Raw genomic sequence first — 19,415 nt, forward strand, 5'->3', positions numbered from 1 at the left:
CAGGTTCAATGAAGTGATTTACTGTTGCCTGAATCCGTGAATATTTAAAGGTGCTTTTTACATAAGAAGGGCAAAAGAAAGAGAAAGGAAAGAAAGCAGGGTGGAGACCAGAATAATGGCTGAAGCCAGCTCTGTATCACTGTTCATCTGTGAGGAGAGCACATAAATGGCGGTGGATGCCGGGAGGGAAAAAAACAGTATTCCAACCTTGAAGGGAATACCCGTCACCTTGAACAGGGAAAAATAGAAGAGACCTGTCAGAGGCAGCACCATTACCTTGAGAATTGCAGAGAGAAAAGAAAGACCCGTATTTTTCCGAACGCCGCGGAAAGTGAGTGAACCCCCAATGGAAATGAGTGCAAGGGGCAGCGCAGCCATTGATGCCAGGCTGAGAGAATTGTTAATAAATGTGGGAAATCTGCCGACAATACGTGAATAAAAAATACCGGCGAGGCAGCCAAGTATAAGAGGATTGGAGATAAGAGCCCGCCAGGCAAACCGCAGCCGATTTCCCAATTCCATTTCTTTTCCCGAAAACCAGATCAGAGTGGAGACAGCGAAAACATTTACGAGAGGAATTATAAAACCAATCACAATGCCAAAATATTGTATTCCCTCTCCGCCCAGGCTGTTGAGGATAACCGCAACGCCAATATAGGTATTGAACCTGTAACAACCCTGTGAAAAGGATCCTGCCTGAAAAGAGTTGATGTTGAAAATCCTGATCACAATGGTGCTGACGGCGAACATGGTAAGAAAGGTGCAGAGGGTGGCTATGCAGAAGTTCCAGGCAATACCGTTTTCCAGGGAGGCTCCTCCAATTTTCCAGAAAAGCATGATGGGAAAAAAGATATAATAAATGAGCCTGTCTGCAGTTTTCAGAAAAATCGTATCTGTTATCCCCTGTTGTTTCAACAGGTTGCCGAGTAAGAGGAGAGTAAAAATTGGAAACAGGGAATTCAGGACAATCAAAACGGGCACCACTGGAAAAATGGAATAATTATCAGGAGCTATAATCTTTGATTCTTTCAACTTCATTACCCTTTCCTGTGTTGAAAATCACGGGAAAAAAGTCTGTTCATTTCTTTATTGCAAAATTCGCAGGGTGAGAGGTAGTTTCGCCGCAGTCAGTTTGTCTCGATTTTTCCCATGTGGTATACTCACATTCTTTCGATCATTTTATTTTTCAAGGATACCCGGAGAAGCTTATGGAGCCAGGAAATGTGACGACAACCGCTGAGGCAAAACAGATAGTCGAAGAACGTGGTCTAACCCATGTAAAAGTCGGTCTTTTTGATAATGACGGTGTCATGCGGGGAAAATACATGAGCCGGGAAAAGTTTTTTTCTTCTCTCGATCATGGGTTTGCCTTCTGTGACGTTGTTCTGGGCTGGGATGTAAAGGATCAACTCTATGACAATGTGACCTATACCGGCTGGCATACAGGGTATCCTGATGCTCCGGTGAGAATCCTTCCAGGAACCTGTCGCGAAGTGCCTTTTGAGGACGGGATGCTCCTTTTTCTTGCGGAGTTCGCGGGAGAAGCGGAATCCGTCTGTCCACGTGCAACCCTCAGAAGAGTGATAGAAAAGGCGGTGAACATGGGATTTGATCCTTATGGAGCCTTTGAGTATGAGTTTTTTCTTTTTGATGAAACACCCGATTCCATTCGTGAAAAAAATTTCAAAGATCTGACACCGATGACACCCGGTTGGTTTGGCTATTCCATGGTCCGTAATTCAACCCATGCCGGATTGTATCATGCCATGATCGAGCTCTCGGAAAAAATGGATTTTCCCCTGGAGGGAATCCATACCGAAACCGGACCGGGAGTCATTGAAGCAGCCATAGCAGTTGATACGGCGATGAACGCAGCGGATAAAGCGGCTCTTTTCAAGACATTTATAAAAGTTCTGGCTCAGCAGCATGGTCTTATGGCCACGTTCATGGCAAAATGGTCTGCGGATTACCCGGGACAGAGTGGACATATACATCTCTCCCTTCGCCACAGGAATGGTGGAGGTTCAGCATTTTATGAGGATGGATCCCGTCACTCGATGAGTGACGTCCAGTTGCAGTTTGTGGCCGGGCAGCAGAAACTGATGCCGGAATTTCTGTGCATGATGGCCCCTACCATAAACAGTTACAGGCGGATGATTCCCGGATTCTGGGCACCCACGGATGCCACCTGGGGAGTCGAGAACAGGACTACAGCCCTGCGGGTGATAGAGGGAAGTGATAAATCTCAACGCGTGGAACATCGTCTGGGAGCCGCTGATGCCAATCCGTACCTTGCCATGGCTGCTGCACTGGGAGCTGGTCTTTATGGCATTGAAAATAAATGGCAACCCGAAGAGGAGATCGTCGGCAACGCCTATGATCAGAAACATGCAGAGGAACTCTCTCTGCCCCGCACCTTGTGGGAGTCTGCCGAAAAACTGAGGCAGTCTGCTGCTGCCCGTGAGCTGTTTGGCGATGAATTTGTGGATCATTTTGCGGCCTCCCGGGAATGGGAAGTAAGGGAATTTCGCAGACATGTTTCCGACTGGGAAATGGAGAGGTATTTTGAAATAATATAGAATCTGATTGAAGAGAGATGATGAACGATATATTTAAGACGATCAGCCCCATTGATGGCTCGGTCTATACTGAGCGCTCATGTGCCGATGAGAAATTCGTTGAAACTGCACTCAAAAATGCGGTTGCAGCACAGCAGATCTGGAAAGGAGTTTCCTTGAAGGAAAGAAAGAACCTCTGTACCAGAGCTGTTGAAAAATTTGTGGCAAAAAAAGAGCGGATTGCAGAAGAAATCTGCTGGCAGATGGGCCGACCGATACGGTATGCGGCTGGAGAGGTTGACGGTCTTCAGGAAAGGGCCCTTGCCATGATTGATATGGCAGATCAGGGGCTTGCACCCATCAGGCTTGATAAAAAACCGGGATTTGAGCGCTGGATACAGCGTGAACCGCTTGGTGTTGTTTTCGTGCTTGCTCCATGGAATTATCCCTATTTGACAGCAATTAACGCCATTATTCCAAGCCTTATGGCTGGAAACACGGTTATTCTCAAACACTCAGCCCAGACACCACTTTGTTCGGAACGATTGCACCAGGCATTTGCGGAGGGCGGATTACCCGAGTCGGTTTTTCAATATCTCCACCTGACCCATGGGGCTACGGAGCGGATAATCAGGGACAGGCGTATCGATCACGTGGCCTTTACCGGTTCCGTTGCCGGGGGCAGGATGGTGGAAAATACTGCTGCCGGTCGCTTTATCGGAACAGGTCTTGAGCTCGGTGGAAAAGATCCGGCTTATATTCGTGAAGATGCGGAGTTATCCCATGCCGTGGAAACAACTATGGATGGAGCTTTTTTCAACTCGGGTCAGTCCTGTTGCGCCATTGAGCGGGTTTATGTACATGAGTCGGTTTATGATGATTTCCTCGAGCAGGCTGTTGGCTGGGTAAAAAGACTGAAACTCGGACGTTCCGATGATCCTGAAACTACCCTGGGGCCTATGGTACGGGGAAGTGCTGCAGATTTTGTCCGTGAACAGGTGTGTGAGGCAATCGGCCAGGGTGCGGTGGCGCATATTTCCGCGGATGACTTTCCGGCAGATATTCCAGGCAGCCCATATCTTGCCCCACAGGTGTTGAGCGGAGTGGATCATACCATGCGGGTAATGAACCAGGAGAGTTTTGGGCCTGTCATAGGCATAATGAAAGTCGGGTCGGATGAGGAGGCGATACAGTTGATGAATGACAGTGAATTCGGTCTTACTGCGGCCCTTTTCACAACAGATATTGAGAGTGGAATTTCCCTGGGACAGCAGATTGAAACCGGAACGTTTTTTATCAATCGCTGTGATTATCTCGACCCGCAACTGGCCTGGACCGGTATAAAGAATTCAGGTCGTGGTTGCAGTCTGTCTGTCATGGGTTATGAGTCCCTGACCAGGCCAAAGTCGTTCCATATCAAAACCAGACTCTAAAGAGGATACATCATTGAAGTATACTGCTAACTGGAACTACCCCACCAGCATGAGGGTGGGTGCGGGGCGGATAAAGGAAGTGGCTGAAATATGCAGGGCGATGGGGATGCAGTCTCCGCTGCTTGTCACTGACCCGGGAATCGTTTCACTGCCTATGCTGGAAAAGGTAATTGCTGATGCCAGGGCAGCAGGGTTATCCTGTGGTGTCTTTTCTGCCATACAATCAAATCCCACAGGGGAAAATATAGAGAACGGTGTCGAGTTTTTTCGAAGTCGTCAACATGATGGGATAATTGCCCTGGGGGGAGGGTCCGCCCTTGATGCCGGTAAGGCCATTGCCCTGATGGCAGGGCAGAGCAGGTCTCTGTGGGATTTTGAGGATGTGGGTGATAACTGGACCCGTGTTGATGTGACCGGCATGGTTCCTGTCATTGCCGTACCGACTACCGCTGGGACAGGTTCCGAGGTTGGACGGGCTTCGGTTATAACCGACCAGGAACACCATGTAAAAAAAATTATTTTTCACCCCAGGATGCTTCCCGAAGAGGTTATACTCGATCCGGAGCTTACGGTGGGATTGCCGCCGCAGCTCACTGCCACCACGGGAATGGATGCTCTTTCACACAATCTTGAACCCCTCTGTTCTCCCTTGTATCATCCCATGGCGGCAGGAATAGCCATGGAAGGAGTCCGACTGGTTCAGGAATACCTGCCCCGGGCGGTAGCGGACGGTGCGGATATTGAGGCACGGATGCAGATGCTTGTCTGTTCAAGTATGGGAGCGACCGCTTTCCAGAAAGGGCTTGGGGGAATGCATGCCCTGGCACATCCGCTGGGAGCCCTCTATGGCGCACATCATGGTACATTGAATGCCATCCTGATGCCCTATGTCCTTCAGGAAAACCGCGAAGTGATTGAGCCTGTGATCTGTCGGCTGGCAGGGTTTATGGGGCTGGTTGAAACAGATTTTGACGGTTTTATGTCCTGGCTGCTGGGTTTAAGAAAACAGATCAGGATTCCTGACACGCTTGCCGGAATTGGAATTGGAACAGAACAGGTTGAAGTTGTCGGTAAAATGGCAGTTGAAGACCCGTCCGCCGCCACCAATCCGATCAGATTTTCTGCCGCTCAATACCGGCAGATTGTGGAAAATGCGGTGAACGGTGTATTGTAAATCGTTTCAGAAATATGGACTTCTTCTCCGGGCTCAACCGGAGAAAGGACTACCTGGGTGCCAGCAGTTCCAGGGAAAGATTGATTTTGACCAGTTTTCCGACAACTCCGTATTGGACAAATTTTCCGTTGCCGACCCCGTAGGCTAATCTGTCCAGCGTGAGCTCTCCTGAAAATCCCATGACTTCACTCCCCTTAACCATCGGATGATCTTTAATTCCAATGAGTTTTAGAGGGAGCACAAGATCGTAACTTTTTCCCTTGATGGTAAATTTCCCGGCAATATCAAATGTATTCACACCTGTTTTTTTGATATTCGTGCTGGTAAAATTAATGACCGGATAGCGGGATGCGTCAAAGAAATCCTGTGAAAGAAGATGCTTGTCACGTTTGGCATTATGTGTGATGATGCTTTTTACCTGAATATCAAATACTATTTTTGATGCCGGCAGATCGTTGGGATCAAAAAGAAAAGTTGATGAAAAATCGGTAAAACGGCCATCAATTCTGGAAAAAATATGATTTACGCTGAAATAAAAATTTGAGTGGTTTTTGTCAATCTCCCAGGAGCGGACTGCCGCCTGGAGTCCCTGGGTGTTGAAACAGAGCAGTAAAAATGCGGCAATGAAAAGTCCTGTTTTTTTCATACCATCCTCCCTGTTATTGAATGGGTCAGGTGTCTTGTTTTCGTCTCTTTGCTGAGTGCAGGAAAAAAGACTGTTTCCGATACTGTATATCTCTTCAATACATTTACAAGTAGACCGGAAGGAGTCTCTGATCAGGGTTCGCTGTTTCAAGGTTCATCATGCAGCTACGGGCGAAGCTTAATGAAACCAATGACTGAAACAAGAATCACGGTTATGACAATAAAGGCGGTGAGAGGAACAGTATGTTGAAATGATTCACTGACAAAAGGAACATGGAACCAGAGGAGAGCCAGGGAAAAATAGCCGATCAGTTTATGAGGAATACGCCAGCGCCGATAAGAAAGGCCGAGGTGTTGCCGGAAAAGGCCGAAAAAGACCTGGAGAAAAAAGACAAAGAGCAGACTCATACCAACCATTTCAGGCCAGTATTTTTTCCCAATGGGCAGATTGCCCAAGCCCTCCGGAAGAAGAATGAGTGTTGCGTGGGTTAAACCGAAAAGAAAGAGGAGAACACCGGTAATTTTGTGGAGAAACAGGAGTTTTTTTACTCCCAGAGTTGCGACTAAAAATGGCAGACGGACAGTCGGCACTAATTGTAAAAGAAGAAAGATAGCAGTTGTGTTACCAATGATCTTGCCAGTGCGGAGCAGGGTTTTGTCAATCCCGAATTTGTACCAGAGAGACTGGGATTCGTAATAAAATGGGATTGTTGCACCAAAGGTAATGAGCGTCATCAATATCAGGACAAAAACCACGGATGGCCATCTGGGGTGATCTGGTGTGGTAGAGAGTTTTTTTTCTTGTTGAAAAGCCATCGGTTTTATTCCCTGGTACCAGTGTCGTGCCAACCCTGCTCTGACAAATATTATTTGTTCTTTTTCGCGCCTGCTTCGTTACGACTTGAGCACATAACACAACGATACGCCTCAAGCCGTGGTTCGCAGCCACAAAAAATCACATAGCTATATTGCACCATTTCACCGTTGACGAGACACTATTTTTCAACCAGCTGAGAGCGGCAGATATCCCAAGAGCAGATTACAGGTTTTTAGCCAGAATACGGTTGCCTTTGTCGGCCTTTCCTGAAATCCACTGATTGAGGGGTGTGCGCGGGCCGCCGGATGAGAAATTTTTTGCCGTTATCCACCAGATGTACCATGTATCACTTCCTGTTTCCTTTAAGGGAACGGCGAACCGGAATTCTTTCCATCTGTAGGTCCATGTTGTCTGGGTTCCCGACATTTTAAGATCTCCACCGAGAGAAATGTCGGCCTTATCTATGTTAATTTCACTTTCTTTACGTTCACGATCAGCAATTTTATCAGTGGTCAAGATGATTCTGCCATGTTCACCAAAACCGTATTTCTTCTTTTCGACAATGGATTTTGCAATGGCCAGCAGTTTTCTGTCCTTTGATTTTGCCTGAGGCAGTTTTGATGTCTCGAGTGCAATATTGCGTTTTCTTATAAAATCTTTTTTTGCCTGGTTTATTTTTTCCAGGATTTTGAGAGCCTGTTCCGGTGTTCTGCCCAGTGCCCTTTCCAAATAGATGGATGATTGGGCAATTGCCATGCCTTTGTTATACAGGTTGAAAATCTCTTTTTCCCGGCCTTCACTGATGAACAACCATCGTTTGTCACTGTCTGGATTTTCCTGGTAGCGTGACAGGACATCCTGTTCTATCTGCAACATTTGATTTTTTAATCCTTCAGCCATGATTTTATAGTTGTTTTCAACGGATTTCAGATTGCTTTTAGCATTCCAGAGAAGTTGTTTGACATCGTTTCCGTCAAAGGGATGTCCAGGCTGGTGGGGGCCGGTAAGGTCAGGGAAATAGGCCAGCTGGGATATAGTGTTTAATTCTTTAATGTTATGCTCAGCAACTGTACGGGTATTGGATGCTCCCTGAACCCATGCTTTTGCCTGCTCCATACTGAAAGGAGGCGAGAGGATGGGAGGAACAGCGTACTTGCGACTGTTTGCCTCGATTGTTTTCAATCGTTCCTGTACATTGCCAAGTTGGGCAAGTTGCTTTTTGGCGCGTTTAAATTCATTCGAGAGTTTTTTCGCCAGCCGGGCATAATTTTGCCTGGCTGTCCTTACGTCAGGATCATCTGCCTGGGGATAACGGGCCAGTGTGTTGGCAAACTGCTTCATCCGTTTCTGATAGGCTTTAATTTTTTTCGGACTCTGGAGTACGGAAGGGCCTGTTGTGCCTAAACTATCGATCACAGAACTTATGTCTCTGGCAAGTTTTTTTACCTGAACCCGTTGTCCGGAGACAAGGGGCGCAATGGAGCGGTCGGGTTGCGCAGCTGAAGTTATTGAAACAGAGGGGTTGCTGTGTGGATTGTTCTGTGAGTTTTTCGGGGTATTGAGCAGGGTTTGGAGCTGGTTCTCCAGGGAGAGAAAGCGCTGATTGATTTCCTGCCAGGCCGGGTTTTCATGATCTGCTGAGTTTTTCAGTCTTCTGTGAGCCAGAGTCGTTAATTTCAGAACTCTGCGGACAGTTGAAGCGCGCGATGCTGTCAGCCCGGCTGCCTGTTGTTCAAAACGGGTAATATCTGACCGGGCATTTTTAATTGTCCTATCTGTTGTACCTGCGTTCAGGGAAAGGCTCTGGGCGATAAGTAGAACAGTCAGGAATACGATTCGAATTATTTCTTTCATAAAAGTGTAGAATCTCCGTCAGGCATTTCATGGGCAGTTAACGTACTGATATGGAAAACAGCTAAGCTTACCAGACGCTGTTGTCAATGAAATGCTTTTCAGAAGGGAAGATTTCGGGGTCGTTTTCCGCCAGGTTGTACACTTTTATCTTTTTCGTGATTCCGTGACGATTTCGTGAATGTGTTTTAAGTAACACCCTGAAAATAATCCTAAAATACTTAACATAGTTGATGGAGAAGAGTGAACTGTACTGCCGGCGAACATTCACGAATTCAGGCTTACAGGAAAAAGAAAAAGGCTAAAAAGTGAGGATCCTGTATCCTTTTTCAATATATTTGGACATGGCAGGATGGCCGGACATCTCACCGATAAGGGCAATCTGTTCATCTTCAATTGGTTGGACGACTTTTAATTTGTTGGAGCAGGCTTTACATGCACCGATAATCAGTCCTTTTTTCTTTACTTTTGTATAGAGATTGTTAAGAAAATGACCCGACTGTGTCATTTCCGGAACGAGTTTTACGGCTTCACCTTCAAGAATAATTTTACCCTCCATACCCCTGGCATCCAGATCCAGGCTGTTCAGCAGCACATGTATAAAACAGAGGGGATCGCCGCGAAAGGCAAAAAAAATAACTTTTTCCATTGTTCTATCTCCTGGTTATGGTGTTTAGTGCCTTACTCTTGAATTTCTGTCCTAAAAAACAAGAAATCAGGGAAGGTGTTTTGAAATTAAATGGTTAGGTTTATTTTTAACGCACTTATACCCCCTTGTGGGGTGTTAGTTTGTGTCTGTCTATAAATGGCTTTTTATGCCCGATTCCTGCATTACTACGAACAATAAAAATGCTCACATAGATTATAAATCCTAACATCATAGTGTGTTGTGTCAAGAAATAATATGATGAATGCTCTGTCTTCTGCAAGGGTTAAAGTTGAATTCAGGAAAAATGGAAAAAGCAACGGGAAGTGGAGAAAAAGCAAGTTTTTACAGGGCCAGTATTCTTCCGGAACTCCTTGTGTTTCAGGCAAGTTACCGGAAATTCCAGTTTGCCAGGCATTTTCATGATGAATTTGCTTTGGGGGTAATGGAATCTGGAGTGCAGAAAATATTCTGCCATGGTCGGGATTATTTTGCTCCGACTGGTAGCCTGATTACGGTAAACCCGGGAGATATTCATGATGGGTGTTCTGGGGACGGTGCCAGTTACAAGTACAGAATTTTGTATATTCCCATGGAATTGATGCAGGAGGCAGGTTCCGTGGGAAGTGGAAAAAACCGGGAAATTTTTTTTAGAACACCGGTTACCCATGATCCTGCTTTTGCTATTCAGCTTCGACGGTTGCATTGTATGCTGGATGAACCATCATGGAAGGATCTTAAAACTCAGCCATTCATGCCTTTTGGGTACAGACAGAGTAATAAAAATCAGGCTTCGGCAGAAAAATTTTCAACAGTGGAATTTTCAGGTAAAAAAGAATCTCTAGAAGTTCAGACATTTTTTTACTCTCTTCTCCTCACCTTTATTTCACGCCACGGGATTGAAAAAAATGATTGGCGTAAAGAACAGGTTTTTCCCTATTCCGTCATGCGGGCTACGGAATTCATAAATGACAATTCGGAAAAAAAATTATCCCTTGATGATATTGCCGCCGCAGCCGGACTGTCTCGCTTTCATTTTTTGCGTGTGTTTAAAAATGCTACCGGAATGTCACCTTATGCATATCTCCTGCACAGACGGTTGCAACTGGCAAAGGAGGGAATAAAAAAGAAAAAATCCCTGGCTGATGCGGCCATAGATGCTGGATTTGCGGACCAGAGCCATCTTTCCCGCAGATTCAAGGCTGCATATGGAATCACTTTGAATCAATACCGGAAAACGGTGTGTTGAACCTTCAGCAATATTGTTCAAGATCAGTAGATACGATGGTGGTAAAGTAGAATTCATGAAAACATACGATAAGTACCCCGCCACCGAAAATGATCGTTTAAATCAGCTTGGAGCCGGTTTCAGGGCCAATGTTGTTGTTGCGGCAAGTGTTGGTGCATATGGCAGTGTACTGGGACTGATGGCTGCCCAGAAGGGGCTCACCTGGTATCAGTTGCTCCTTATGAACCTCTCTGTTTTCGCCGGCTCAGCACAGTTTGTCATGGTGGATATGTGGGTTCCACCTCTGCCCCTTTTTGAAATGACTCTGGCTGTTCTTGTTATTAATATGCGCTATCTATTGATCGGGGCATCTCTCAATCCCCTGTTTCGTGGCCGCTCCCTGCTCCACAAACTGCTCTTTATGCATCTTGTGGCCGATGAAAACTGGGCGATGACCATGGGCCGGTTTTATCGTCAGCGGACAACCAGCTATTTTCTGCTGGGAGGCGGGTTGTGTGTTCAGGCTGCCTGGTGCCTTGGGACACTGACAGGGCACAGGTTCGGCGCGGTGCTCAGTAATCCTGAAAAATATGGTCTTGATTTTGCTTTTGTGGCAGTTTTTACTGCTCTTGTTTTCAGTTTCTGGCGAGGTCGGCAGGATTTTCTCCCCTGGGTAATTACTGTTTTTCTGGCTGTAATCACGGAAAAAATCATTCCGGGAAAATGGTATATCCTGGTGGGTGGAACAGGAGGCGCGCTGGCTGCTGCGCTTTTATCGTCCGGCAATGATCAGCAGGGAGAAAAAGAAGATGGAAAATAATAAAACAGTCTTTCTGGCAATCTTTGCGGCTGCCCTGGTTACCTATCTTCTTCGTGCATCGGGATTAATTCTGGCAGATTACTTTCCAAAGAAGGGAAAGTTTAAAAAATTCATGGATGCGCTGCCCGGAACGATTCTTCTGTCTCTCATAGTTCCCGCGGCAATTTCCGCAGGGTGGAGCGGGTTGGTGGCGACTGCCTGTACTGCGCTGTGTAGCCTGAGAACCGGAAATGTCTTCGTCTCCATGGTACTTGGGGTTGCTCTTGTCGCGGTGGGAAGATGGTGGCAGGGACAATAAAATATCAACGATACCACAGAGTAGCCTTTGTCGAGCCTGACACTTCTTAATCGAAAAAAATTGACATAAATCAAAGAAAAAATCAGTTAAAGAATATTAAATAATACGAATCTGTGCTACACTGGATTGGATGAATTTCATGTTGTTCCAGGAAGAATCTCGTTCGTCATCAAAAACAATCTACAAGGAGGAAGCGATGAAAAAAGCCGCATTTGGCATTGTGGTGGGATGTGCAGTCCTGCTGTTCATGGCTGGCAACACAATGGCGGGTGACAAGTGTATAGAATGTCATACCGCAGTTTCACCGGGAATGGTAAAAGATTTCCAGGCAAGTGAGCATGCAAAAAATGATATCACCTGTTCAACCTGCCACGGAACTGACCATTCTACAGCCCAGGATTACAAGAAGGCACGGTTGCCCGATGAGAAGGTGTGTGCCGAATGCCATGAGGAGCAGTTTGACCAGTTTGCCCATGGCAAGCATAATTTTGGTTGGACGACTCTGAATGCCATTCCCGGGACCCATCTTGCCCCCGATGAGCTGATTGAGGGTGGCCGTGGCTGTGGTGGTTGCCACAATATGGGTATCAGGACGGAAGCGCAGAAAAAAGAACAGTTGGATAAAGGCTATCGCTATCAGAACAATTCCTGTGACGAATGTCATACCAGACATACATTCTCCAAAAAACAGGCACTGAATCCCCGTTCCTGTCAGCAGTGTCACATGGGATATGATCATCCCCAGTGGGAGATGTGGTCCAGTTCCAAGCATGGTATGCGCTGGTTCGCCAAGCAGAACGGTGACTTACCGGAAAGTGCTCCGGCACCGACCTGTCAGACCTGTCATATGGCTGACGGTAACCATGCCAACGAAACCGCCTGGGGTTTTCTCGGAGTTCGTCTGCCGCTGCCGGATGACAAGCAGGCCGCTGCGGACAGGGTCACCATCCTGAAAGCACTTGGTGTTCTTGATCCGGAAACCGGTAAAGCGACTCCGATTCTTGATGCAGTCAAGGCTGTGCGTATGGCCAAGCTTGATCAGGAATCCTGGCAGAAGGAAAGAGACAAGATGCTGAAGGTTTGTTCCCAGTGTCACTCTTATTCCTATGCCAAAGAGCAGCTTGACATGGGCGATTCAATCATGATGAAGGCTGACCGGTTGATGGCCGAGGCCATTGAGACCATTGCAGCCCTATATAAAGATGGAATTATCAAAAAACCGGCAAGTTATCCGGCAAATTATCCTTTCCTGCTGACCATGATGCATACCAATGGAGCAAACTGGGACAAGGATTTGGATAAACTTTCATATATCGATCAGGTGCTGGTGCAGATGTACATGAAGCACAGGATGCGGGCATATCAAGCCTTTTTCCATGTGAATCCTGATTATGCCTATTGGTATGGATGGAATGAAATGACCAAGGACCTCGGTGAAATCAAGGAACTTGCCAAATCCATGAGGGCTCAGCATAAGAAGTAATCCGATTTTTTAATCGTTCAAATGACAGAAACAACGGCTGTTCCTTCTGGAGCAGCCGTTGTTTTGCTTGTGGAGCCTTATTTTTTTTAACAGGTGTAACAATGTGATGTTTTTCCTTGTTGACATCACTGAAAAAAATGGGGAAAACAACAAAAAACATAATGCAAACGATATGCTTGACCTGCATTTCTCATGGGGTCAGATTTTCATCTGGTTTTTGCACCCGGGGGGCATAAATTGTTGAGCCTTCCGGTCCAGTCATATTGGCTGGAATTAAGGTATCAGACACCAACTAACACCCCACAAGGGGGTATAAGTGCCATGGAAATAGATTTAACCATTTAATTTCAAAACACCTTCCCCTTTCTTGTTTTTTATGACAGAAGTTCAGGAGTAAGGCACTAATGGGTTCCGGGAGATATTGGATGGAAAAAAAATTAAAGATAAGCTGGTTTCAGGTACTGATTGCCTTACTGATTTGTGCTGGTTATTTCTTTTATTTTGTGAACCGGGCCCATGTGGATCTACAGATACAGGTAGAAAAACGAACTTTTTTTAAAATTTACTGGGTCGGGCCTGGAGAAAAGTATTCTGAGAAGCATCATGTGGAGGTTCTGGTAAAACCGGGAAGAGAGCAGTATCGGTTTTATCTCACCGATCTCGAAAAAGTCAGCAGACTGCGTATAGACCCCCAGGAGTACAGGGGAGTGAGCAGGATAAAAAAAATTGAGATCACCCAGAATGGGTTTCCTCCCATTTCTCTTGGTGAAAATAGCGGTTTCTCTGAGTTGCAGCCTGGACCACAGGTACAGGAAGCTGTTCCTGTCGAGAATATGCTGGAAGTACGTTCTTCCGGAAACGATCCCTTTTTTGAATATACACTGCCGGGCGGGCGGATTGAGAGTAACCGGATAATTTTATTGATCCGTCTGGGCGCGATTTTTCTTTTTATATGTATCGGTGGGATGTTTACCGGTCCTCTTCTGGAGGAGTACCGTTTTGTCCCCATGCTGCTGGTTGCAGCCATCACAATGGCGATTGTCATGGCGGGGACAAGCCGGCGTGATGTTCATCCGGATGAGCATGTTCATCTCGAAGCATCAAAATATTTCATGGACAATTGGATGCCGCCCCGAATTGAAGATGAAAAAATCCGCAACACCTACAGCCGCTACGGGGTATCCAGGCTGAACAATCATGAGGTGTATTATTTCTTTGCCGGAAAATTTGCTTCCCTGTTCTCTGATTTGAAACTCGATGATTACAAGATACTGAGGGCTTTCAATATCCTGCTGTTTATCTCTATTCTTCTTGTCACCATCATCTATACTGAATCACGGTTGGTGGCATTACCGTTGTTGCTTTCTTCCCAGGTCTGGTATCTTTTCAGTTACTGTAACTCTGATGCATTCAGTCTGTTCATTGCTTTTATTGCCGCCTGGCAGCTTACGGGTTCCGAGACCCTGTTGAAACGGTTTCTGATCGAGAGGCCACGGTGGAAGACTTTCGGGTATGGCCTGATTATCGGTTTATTTTTCGGTCTGGTTCTGCTGCTGAAAAAAAACTATTATCCGTTTGTATTCTTTCTTATTGGGACACTGCTGTTTTTCTGCTGGAGCAGGCGATATGAACTGAACCCGAAGCGGTTTTTTATCCGGCTGACGGCTATACTGCTTATCGGGGGGATCTTTGCAGGAGCACGGGTTTATCTGGATTATAAAGTGAATGGTCCTGAAAGAGATGCTAAAATCATGGCCATGCGGGTAAAGCTTACGGAACCGCTTTTTAATCCGACAACGGATCTTAACAAGCAGTATGCCTACCTGCGAATGAAAGAAAGAGGGGTGACCCTCACAACTATTATCAATGTTCACCGCTGGTGTGAGAAATCCTTCAGGAGTGCATTTGGCGTATTCGGTTACTCAACAATTTCGGCGACTCATGTGTTCTATGATAACCTGAGGTGGCTGCTTCTCGGTTTCTTTCTGTTTGTTTCCGCCAACCTGCTTTTCTTGGGGAACTGGAGAATCAGAGCCGTTTATCTCTGGGGACTGGTACTCTCTGTGGCGTTAATCTGTGCGTCCATTTATCATTCCTGGACAGTGGATTTCCAGGCCCAGGGGAGATATCTCTTTCCGATTTTCCCGATACTGGGAAGTGTTCTAGTCTGTTCCAGAGATATCCTCTATAAAAAAGGGCTGTCCCTTCTGGTCTTTATCATTTTTCTCATGGCCTGTTATTCTTTTGTTGCGGTGGGTCTTGCAGAAATACCCGGACCAGGGACACTGTGATTGTTTGAAAGGACAATGGTCTTTTTATACAGACCTGCGCAGGGCCAGTACTACATTGGCGCCGAAAATGAGTAAAGCTCCGCACCAGCCTGCCACTGTGAGAGGTGGGTCCGCCACGAGAACCGGGCCGATGAGAGCAGCCAGTAGAATCCGTGTTGAGGAAATAATGGATCCTTCTACGGCAGTAACATACCTGAACCCGTAGGTCAGAAGATACTGGCCTAACACACCCGCGGCTGAACAGGTGAGGAGATAGAAGAATTCCAGAGGGGTGGGGAGGAAAATGGCGTTTCGGAAAAGGAGAAACATGCCCAGGGAACCAAAGCCGAACATGAAGAGAAGGATGGTCTGAGAGTCATGGTATTTCCGGCTGACATTGAGGTAGACCATGGCTCCGGCCGCCATGATTCCTGAAGCCAGGCCCCAGTAATTATATCCTGCTGCAGTCGACTCTTGCGGTGCGAGGATCATCCAGACACCGGTAAAGGCAACTCCTACAATGAGTAGAGCAAAAAGATCCCGCTGGTTTTTGAGAAAAAACCAGGAAAAAAGAGCGACAAAAAGAGGATAAGTCATATTGAGGATATTGGCTTCCGCGACTGACCCGAAATTTATCGCTTTGTAGAAGCAGAAAACCGAAATCGTATTGGTGAGTGTTCGACCGATAAGATAATGGTATTTTCTTGGTTTGAAAGATTCTTTTCTGATCAGCATGGAGCTGGAGACCACTATAAATCCAAGAAGAAACCTGGCAAAAACAAAATAAGATGTTGCGATATCCGTGCGGGGGGCTGCCCAGCGGATGATGACCGTGGCCAGGTATAAACAGAAGGCTGAGCAGAAAACAGCGATCCAACCGAGAAAACTCTGTCTGGTTGTGTGTTGCGCGCGAAAATGTATACGAGCCATATTTTATAATTTTCCCGCAAAAAACCGTCTGAAACTGGAAATCTGTGGCTTGCTGAGCGTTGTTTCTGTAAATTCGCTGATGCTGGTTTCCCTCAGCTCAATTTTGATGGCTACTTTTTCCTTTTTGTCGACTGATCCCTGCTGCAGGGCCGGCAGGATAAGCTGCGGGTCATCGCCTGTGGAAAGAAACAGGTTCCTCCCGGGGCAGTTGATTCGCTTCAATGTTCCACCAATAAAGAGCTTGTCGAACTGCTCGGGGTGGAACAGTTGTAGAGCAGTGTACTGTTCTCAACCAAGGTTATGGTGATCGAAAAGATCTCAATGATACCGATACGTACCCCGGGATCTATACGTATCCAGAAGGGGAAATCACGTATTTCTGTCTCAATGGTCACTTGCGCCTGCACGCTTGAAGGACAGTGAGTCCATTGAAAGGATCCGTTTTCAAGACCTTCTCCTTCCGACCAGGTGTAAACCTGGAGAAAATTAAAACCATCTTCCCCCTGTTCTCTTTTTTGAAACTGTTGCAGGGTTTTGTCCGAAAACCTAGTCCGGTGGGCCTCTTCCACTCGTTTTGTCCAGTTTCTCAGATAGGTACGGCTGGTTCCCGGTCCTTCAATGACAGCCATCAGTGCCTGGGAGAATTGTTCAGAGGATTTCTCCCAGTCAACCCATTGCTCGGCGGTTTTTATCGCTCCCTGTTTTAACCGCTGCAGTTCATCCACATTCCTTTTCAGTTTCTGCAGAAGCCGGACGACCATTTCTTCATGGTCTTTTGGGACAACATAACTGTTTTCTCCATCGATAATATATTCGTCATGTCCGGTAACGTCATAGACTATGGCTGTCCCACCACAGTGAAACATCTCCAGCGGAGGGCCAAACATTCCCTCGATATAACTCAGCTTGACCAGGACATCGCAGGACCTGTATATGGAGGGCGTTTCGTGGATCGGTATCCGGGAAAAGATTTTGTCGACTCCTGGAAATTCGCTTACATCAGAAGAGGTAAGCAGCCATATTTCATCAGCGCCCGCTTTTTCTGCCAACTTAATTGAGCAGGGGACATTTTTAAAATCAACATCCACCGGGCCTTCAATCAGGACGCGCAGTCGCCCTTCCTCTATTGGTGCGATACTCTCAGCCCTGGTATTGTACAGATCCTTGCGGATACCGTTTCGTACCAGATATGAGGTTCTGTTATAGTTTTTTCGCAGGTAATCCTGTATCCATCCGGCCTCGGTAATGACAGGGATATTGCAACTGTAGGTGGATTCACAATAGTGCTGCCAGAGAGCAAGATCCCTTTTGTCGTGATGGTTCGGGGTTTCTTCAGGGAAGAAACGGGATTCAATGGACTGGACAAAATAGATATAATGCTTCCCGCGCAACCGGTGGAGGAGAAAAGGTGACTTCCACCATGTGGCGATGACGATATCAAAGGTTTCGGTTGCGGTGTCTTCAAGGGAGAGCCAGGTCAGTTTTTCGGCTTCCGGGTGCCAGCTGTATCGTTCCGGAGGAATGGAACTTTCGGTAATTATCGTAATCCGGTGCCCACGATTCTGCAGTCTTGTGGCGTGTTCAAAGATAACATAAGTACCACCGCTGATGTCGGGAGAGCCGAGAAGAAAGGATATGGATAAGGTCATCTGTATCTGGCCTGGTGGAATTAATTGATTATTCCCGGTTCAGTTCATGAAGCATTTTTTCGGGGGGCAGTTTTCTGATCACATTGCGAAGGTGATCATAAAATTGTTTTGATTCAAAATCCACAAGAATATCAGCGACAGTTAATGGGCGGGCCATGGACAATCCCTGCAGGGATCGACAACGACTGAGGGCTACATAGGTCTGCCCGGTTTCAAATGCGCCACCACCAAGATCGAGGTGAACTTTTTCGATGGTCTTTCCCTGGCTTTTATGGATGGTCATTCCCCAGGCTGGTATCAGGGGAAACTGAATATAGGCTCCCGTCTCTGTCCGTTCAATCTGTAAACTGTGTTCGTTCCAGCCATAGTGATACTCACTCCACCTGACTCTGCCCACATCAACAATCCTGCCCGAATCGGCAAGCTGGACAAATATCTTCTCGTCCAGCAGTCTCTGTACTCTGCCTACGGTACCGCTGACCCATCGTTTGGCTGCATCGTTTTTTGTAAACATTACCTGGGCACCGCGTTTGAGCGTCAGATCCATGGGAGAGGGAAACTGCCTGGACTGAAAGCGGCCAAGCAGTGTCCCCGTGTAGGTTTTCTCTGGAGAATTGATGCTGGCTAGCTCCCGAAAATTGCGGGAACTGATTTCATTGTTGCGGGGAGAAAGCCAGACGGCACCCGGTGGTGGTGTTGAAGTAATTGTGCAGCCACCATTCAGGGCTGCCAGTGTCTGAGGCAGGTCGACACCTTCACGCAGCCGGCTGAGAATATTGACGAAATGCTGATCAGACTGACGGTAGGTTTTTGTAAGTTCCACGGCATAATAGGTTGTTTCCCGCAAACATTTCGCATTGTAGAATTTAGCGGACCCATACACTGTCTGGTAAAGTGAGCGGGTAGAGGCTCGTACTATCGGCGGAAGCTGAAACATGTCCCCCACCATGATGACAGGCAGACCGCCGAAAGGTTTATCAATATTACGGTTCAATCGTAAAAAACCACTCACACCATCAAGAAGGTTGGCTGTAACCATTGATATTTCATCAATGATGAGCAGTTTTGCCTCCTGAATATCTTTTCTTTTCGGAACATGGCGGATATCTTTTTTTACGATCCAACCGGGTGGCAGCAGACAGAGGGAGTGAAGGGTCTTGCCGCCGACGGTAAGAGCAGCCATGGCGGTGGGAGCTCCAAGAAGTACGGATCCACTGAATTCATTGACCATCCATCTGACAAAAGTGCTCTTGCCGGTACCAGCTCCTCCCGTGATGAAGATAAGGGGGAATTCTTTTTCAATCAGTTTTTTTACCAGCTTATATTCGGGTAGAACCTCGATTGAAGAGAGATCGAACTCAGAGCTGTTATCAGGAGTGAGTGTGGCAATCCTGTCACCGCTGCAGGTTCGCTTTCGATTTTCAAGTCCCGTGTTTTCATTGCCCCTGCCGGTCATCTTGTTAAAGACAAATCCTGCCGCCGAAGCCAGGGCTAATAGGGTAAATGGTTCCATACAGGCCCGTAAAAATTTATTATGGTCGAAAATCAGCCTGACTGTTGATCATCAAAAGATGTGTCTGTCTGAGTAGGCGAATTTAGTGCCTTACTCCTGA

General features: G+C 46.7%; 17 protein-coding genes. 8 read left to right on the forward strand and 9 right to left on the reverse strand.

The features are described 5' to 3' along the window. Positions 1 to 57: 57 nt before the first annotated feature. Positions 58 to 1,038 carry an AEC family transporter gene (locus tag LO777_RS19635; RefSeq protein ID WP_228855509.1) on the reverse strand — a complete coding sequence of 327 codons (981 nt, stop codon included), beginning with the start codon at positions 1,036 to 1,038 and terminating at the stop codon, positions 58 to 60. 170 nt (positions 1,039 to 1,208) lie between these two features. Between LO777_RS19635 and LO777_RS19640 the strand changes: the two genes are divergently transcribed. The 3 genes from LO777_RS19640 to LO777_RS19650 are packed head-to-tail and all read left to right on the forward strand — an operon-like array spanning position 1,209 to position 5,165. Continuing rightward, positions 1,209 to 2,579 carry a glutamine synthetase family protein gene (locus tag LO777_RS19640; protein ID WP_228855510.1) on the forward strand — a complete coding sequence of 457 codons (1,371 nt, stop codon included), beginning with the start codon at positions 1,209 to 1,211 and terminating at the stop codon, positions 2,577 to 2,579. Positions 2,580 to 2,599: 20 nt separating this feature from the next. Then, positions 2,600 to 3,991 carry an aldehyde dehydrogenase family protein gene (locus LO777_RS19645; RefSeq protein WP_407929172.1) on the forward strand — a complete coding sequence of 464 codons (1,392 nt, stop codon included), beginning with the start codon at positions 2,600 to 2,602 and terminating at the stop codon, positions 3,989 to 3,991. A 49-nt stretch (positions 3,992 to 4,040) separates the two neighbouring features. Continuing rightward, positions 4,041 to 5,165: an iron-containing alcohol dehydrogenase gene (locus tag LO777_RS19650; RefSeq protein WP_407929173.1), complete on the forward strand. Its 1,125-nt coding sequence runs from the start codon at positions 4,041 to 4,043 to the stop codon at positions 5,163 to 5,165. A 49-nt stretch (positions 5,166 to 5,214) separates the two neighbouring features. On the opposite strand, the gene LO777_RS19655 is transcribed toward LO777_RS19650, so the two are convergent. From LO777_RS19655 to LO777_RS19670, 4 genes are all read right to left on the reverse strand, one after another. Next, positions 5,215 to 5,811, reverse strand: a complete 597-nt coding sequence (locus tag LO777_RS19655) for a YceI family protein (protein WP_228855513.1) — start codon at positions 5,809 to 5,811, stop codon at positions 5,215 to 5,217. A 164-nt stretch (positions 5,812 to 5,975) separates the two neighbouring features. After that, positions 5,976 to 6,626, reverse strand: a complete 651-nt coding sequence (locus LO777_RS19660) for a ferric reductase-like transmembrane domain-containing protein (RefSeq protein WP_228855514.1) — start codon at positions 6,624 to 6,626, stop codon at positions 5,976 to 5,978. A 223-nt stretch (positions 6,627 to 6,849) separates the two neighbouring features. Continuing rightward, a complete protein-coding gene (locus LO777_RS19665) occupies positions 6,850 to 8,481 on the reverse strand; it encodes a hypothetical protein (RefSeq protein WP_228855515.1) in 1,632 nt (543 codons plus the stop codon). A gap of 298 nt (positions 8,482 to 8,779) precedes the next feature. After that, positions 8,780 to 9,127: a DsrE family protein gene (locus LO777_RS19670; RefSeq protein ID WP_228855516.1), complete on the reverse strand. Its 348-nt coding sequence runs from the start codon at positions 9,125 to 9,127 to the stop codon at positions 8,780 to 8,782. Between the two features lie 304 nt (positions 9,128 to 9,431). On the opposite strand from LO777_RS19670, the gene LO777_RS19675 reads away from it, so the two are divergent. The 5 genes from LO777_RS19675 (at position 9,432) to LO777_RS19695 (ending at position 15,244) form a co-directional block, all read left to right on the forward strand. After that, complete coding sequence (locus tag LO777_RS19675; RefSeq protein ID WP_228855517.1) at positions 9,432 to 10,373, forward strand: AraC family transcriptional regulator; 942 nt, start codon at positions 9,432 to 9,434, stop codon at positions 10,371 to 10,373. A 55-nt stretch (positions 10,374 to 10,428) separates the two neighbouring features. After that, on the forward strand, positions 10,429 to 11,172 hold the full coding sequence (locus tag LO777_RS19680; protein WP_228855518.1) for an AzlC family ABC transporter permease: 744 nt from the start codon (positions 10,429 to 10,431) through the stop codon (positions 11,170 to 11,172). Continuing rightward, complete coding sequence (locus LO777_RS19685; protein WP_228855519.1) at positions 11,162 to 11,470, forward strand: AzlD family protein; 309 nt, start codon at positions 11,162 to 11,164, stop codon at positions 11,468 to 11,470. The genes LO777_RS19680 and LO777_RS19685 overlap by 11 nt, the downstream gene beginning before the upstream one ends. Positions 11,471 to 11,717: 247 nt before the next feature. Beyond that, positions 11,718 to 12,953 (forward strand): multiheme c-type cytochrome, encoded by a 1,236-nt coding sequence (locus LO777_RS19690; RefSeq protein ID WP_407929174.1) that lies wholly within the window; start codon positions 11,718 to 11,720, stop codon positions 12,951 to 12,953. Positions 12,954 to 13,378: 425 nt separating this feature from the next. After that, positions 13,379 to 15,244, forward strand: coding sequence for a glycosyltransferase family protein (locus LO777_RS19695; RefSeq protein ID WP_228855521.1), 1,866 nt, complete (start codon positions 13,379 to 13,381; stop codon positions 15,242 to 15,244). Positions 15,245 to 15,268: 24 nt separating this feature from the next. On the opposite strand, the gene LO777_RS19700 is transcribed toward LO777_RS19695, so the two are convergent. The 4 genes from LO777_RS19700 to LO777_RS19715 are packed head-to-tail and all read right to left on the reverse strand — an operon-like array spanning position 15,269 to position 19,315. After that, positions 15,269 to 16,153 (reverse strand): DMT family transporter, encoded by an 885-nt coding sequence (locus LO777_RS19700; protein WP_228855522.1) that lies wholly within the window; start codon positions 16,151 to 16,153, stop codon positions 15,269 to 15,271. Positions 16,154 to 16,156: 3 nt separating this feature from the next. Then, on the reverse strand, positions 16,157 to 16,375 hold the full coding sequence (locus LO777_RS19705; RefSeq protein WP_228855523.1) for a hypothetical protein: 219 nt from the start codon (positions 16,373 to 16,375) through the stop codon (positions 16,157 to 16,159). Further along, a complete protein-coding gene (locus LO777_RS19710; protein ID WP_228855524.1) occupies positions 16,372 to 17,802 on the reverse strand; it encodes a glycosyltransferase family 4 protein in 1,431 nt (476 codons plus the stop codon). Before LO777_RS19710 ends, LO777_RS19705 begins: the two co-directional genes overlap by 4 nt. Before the next feature lie 28 nt (positions 17,803 to 17,830). After that, positions 17,831 to 19,315 carry an ATP-dependent DNA helicase gene (locus LO777_RS19715; protein ID WP_228855525.1) on the reverse strand — a complete coding sequence of 495 codons (1,485 nt, stop codon included), beginning with the start codon at positions 19,313 to 19,315 and terminating at the stop codon, positions 17,831 to 17,833. Positions 19,316 to 19,415: the final 100 nt, after the last annotated feature.

Source organism: Desulfomarina profundi, assembly GCF_019703855.1.
GTDB lineage: Bacteria > Desulfobacterota > Desulfobulbia > Desulfobulbales > Desulfocapsaceae > Desulfomarina > Desulfomarina profundi.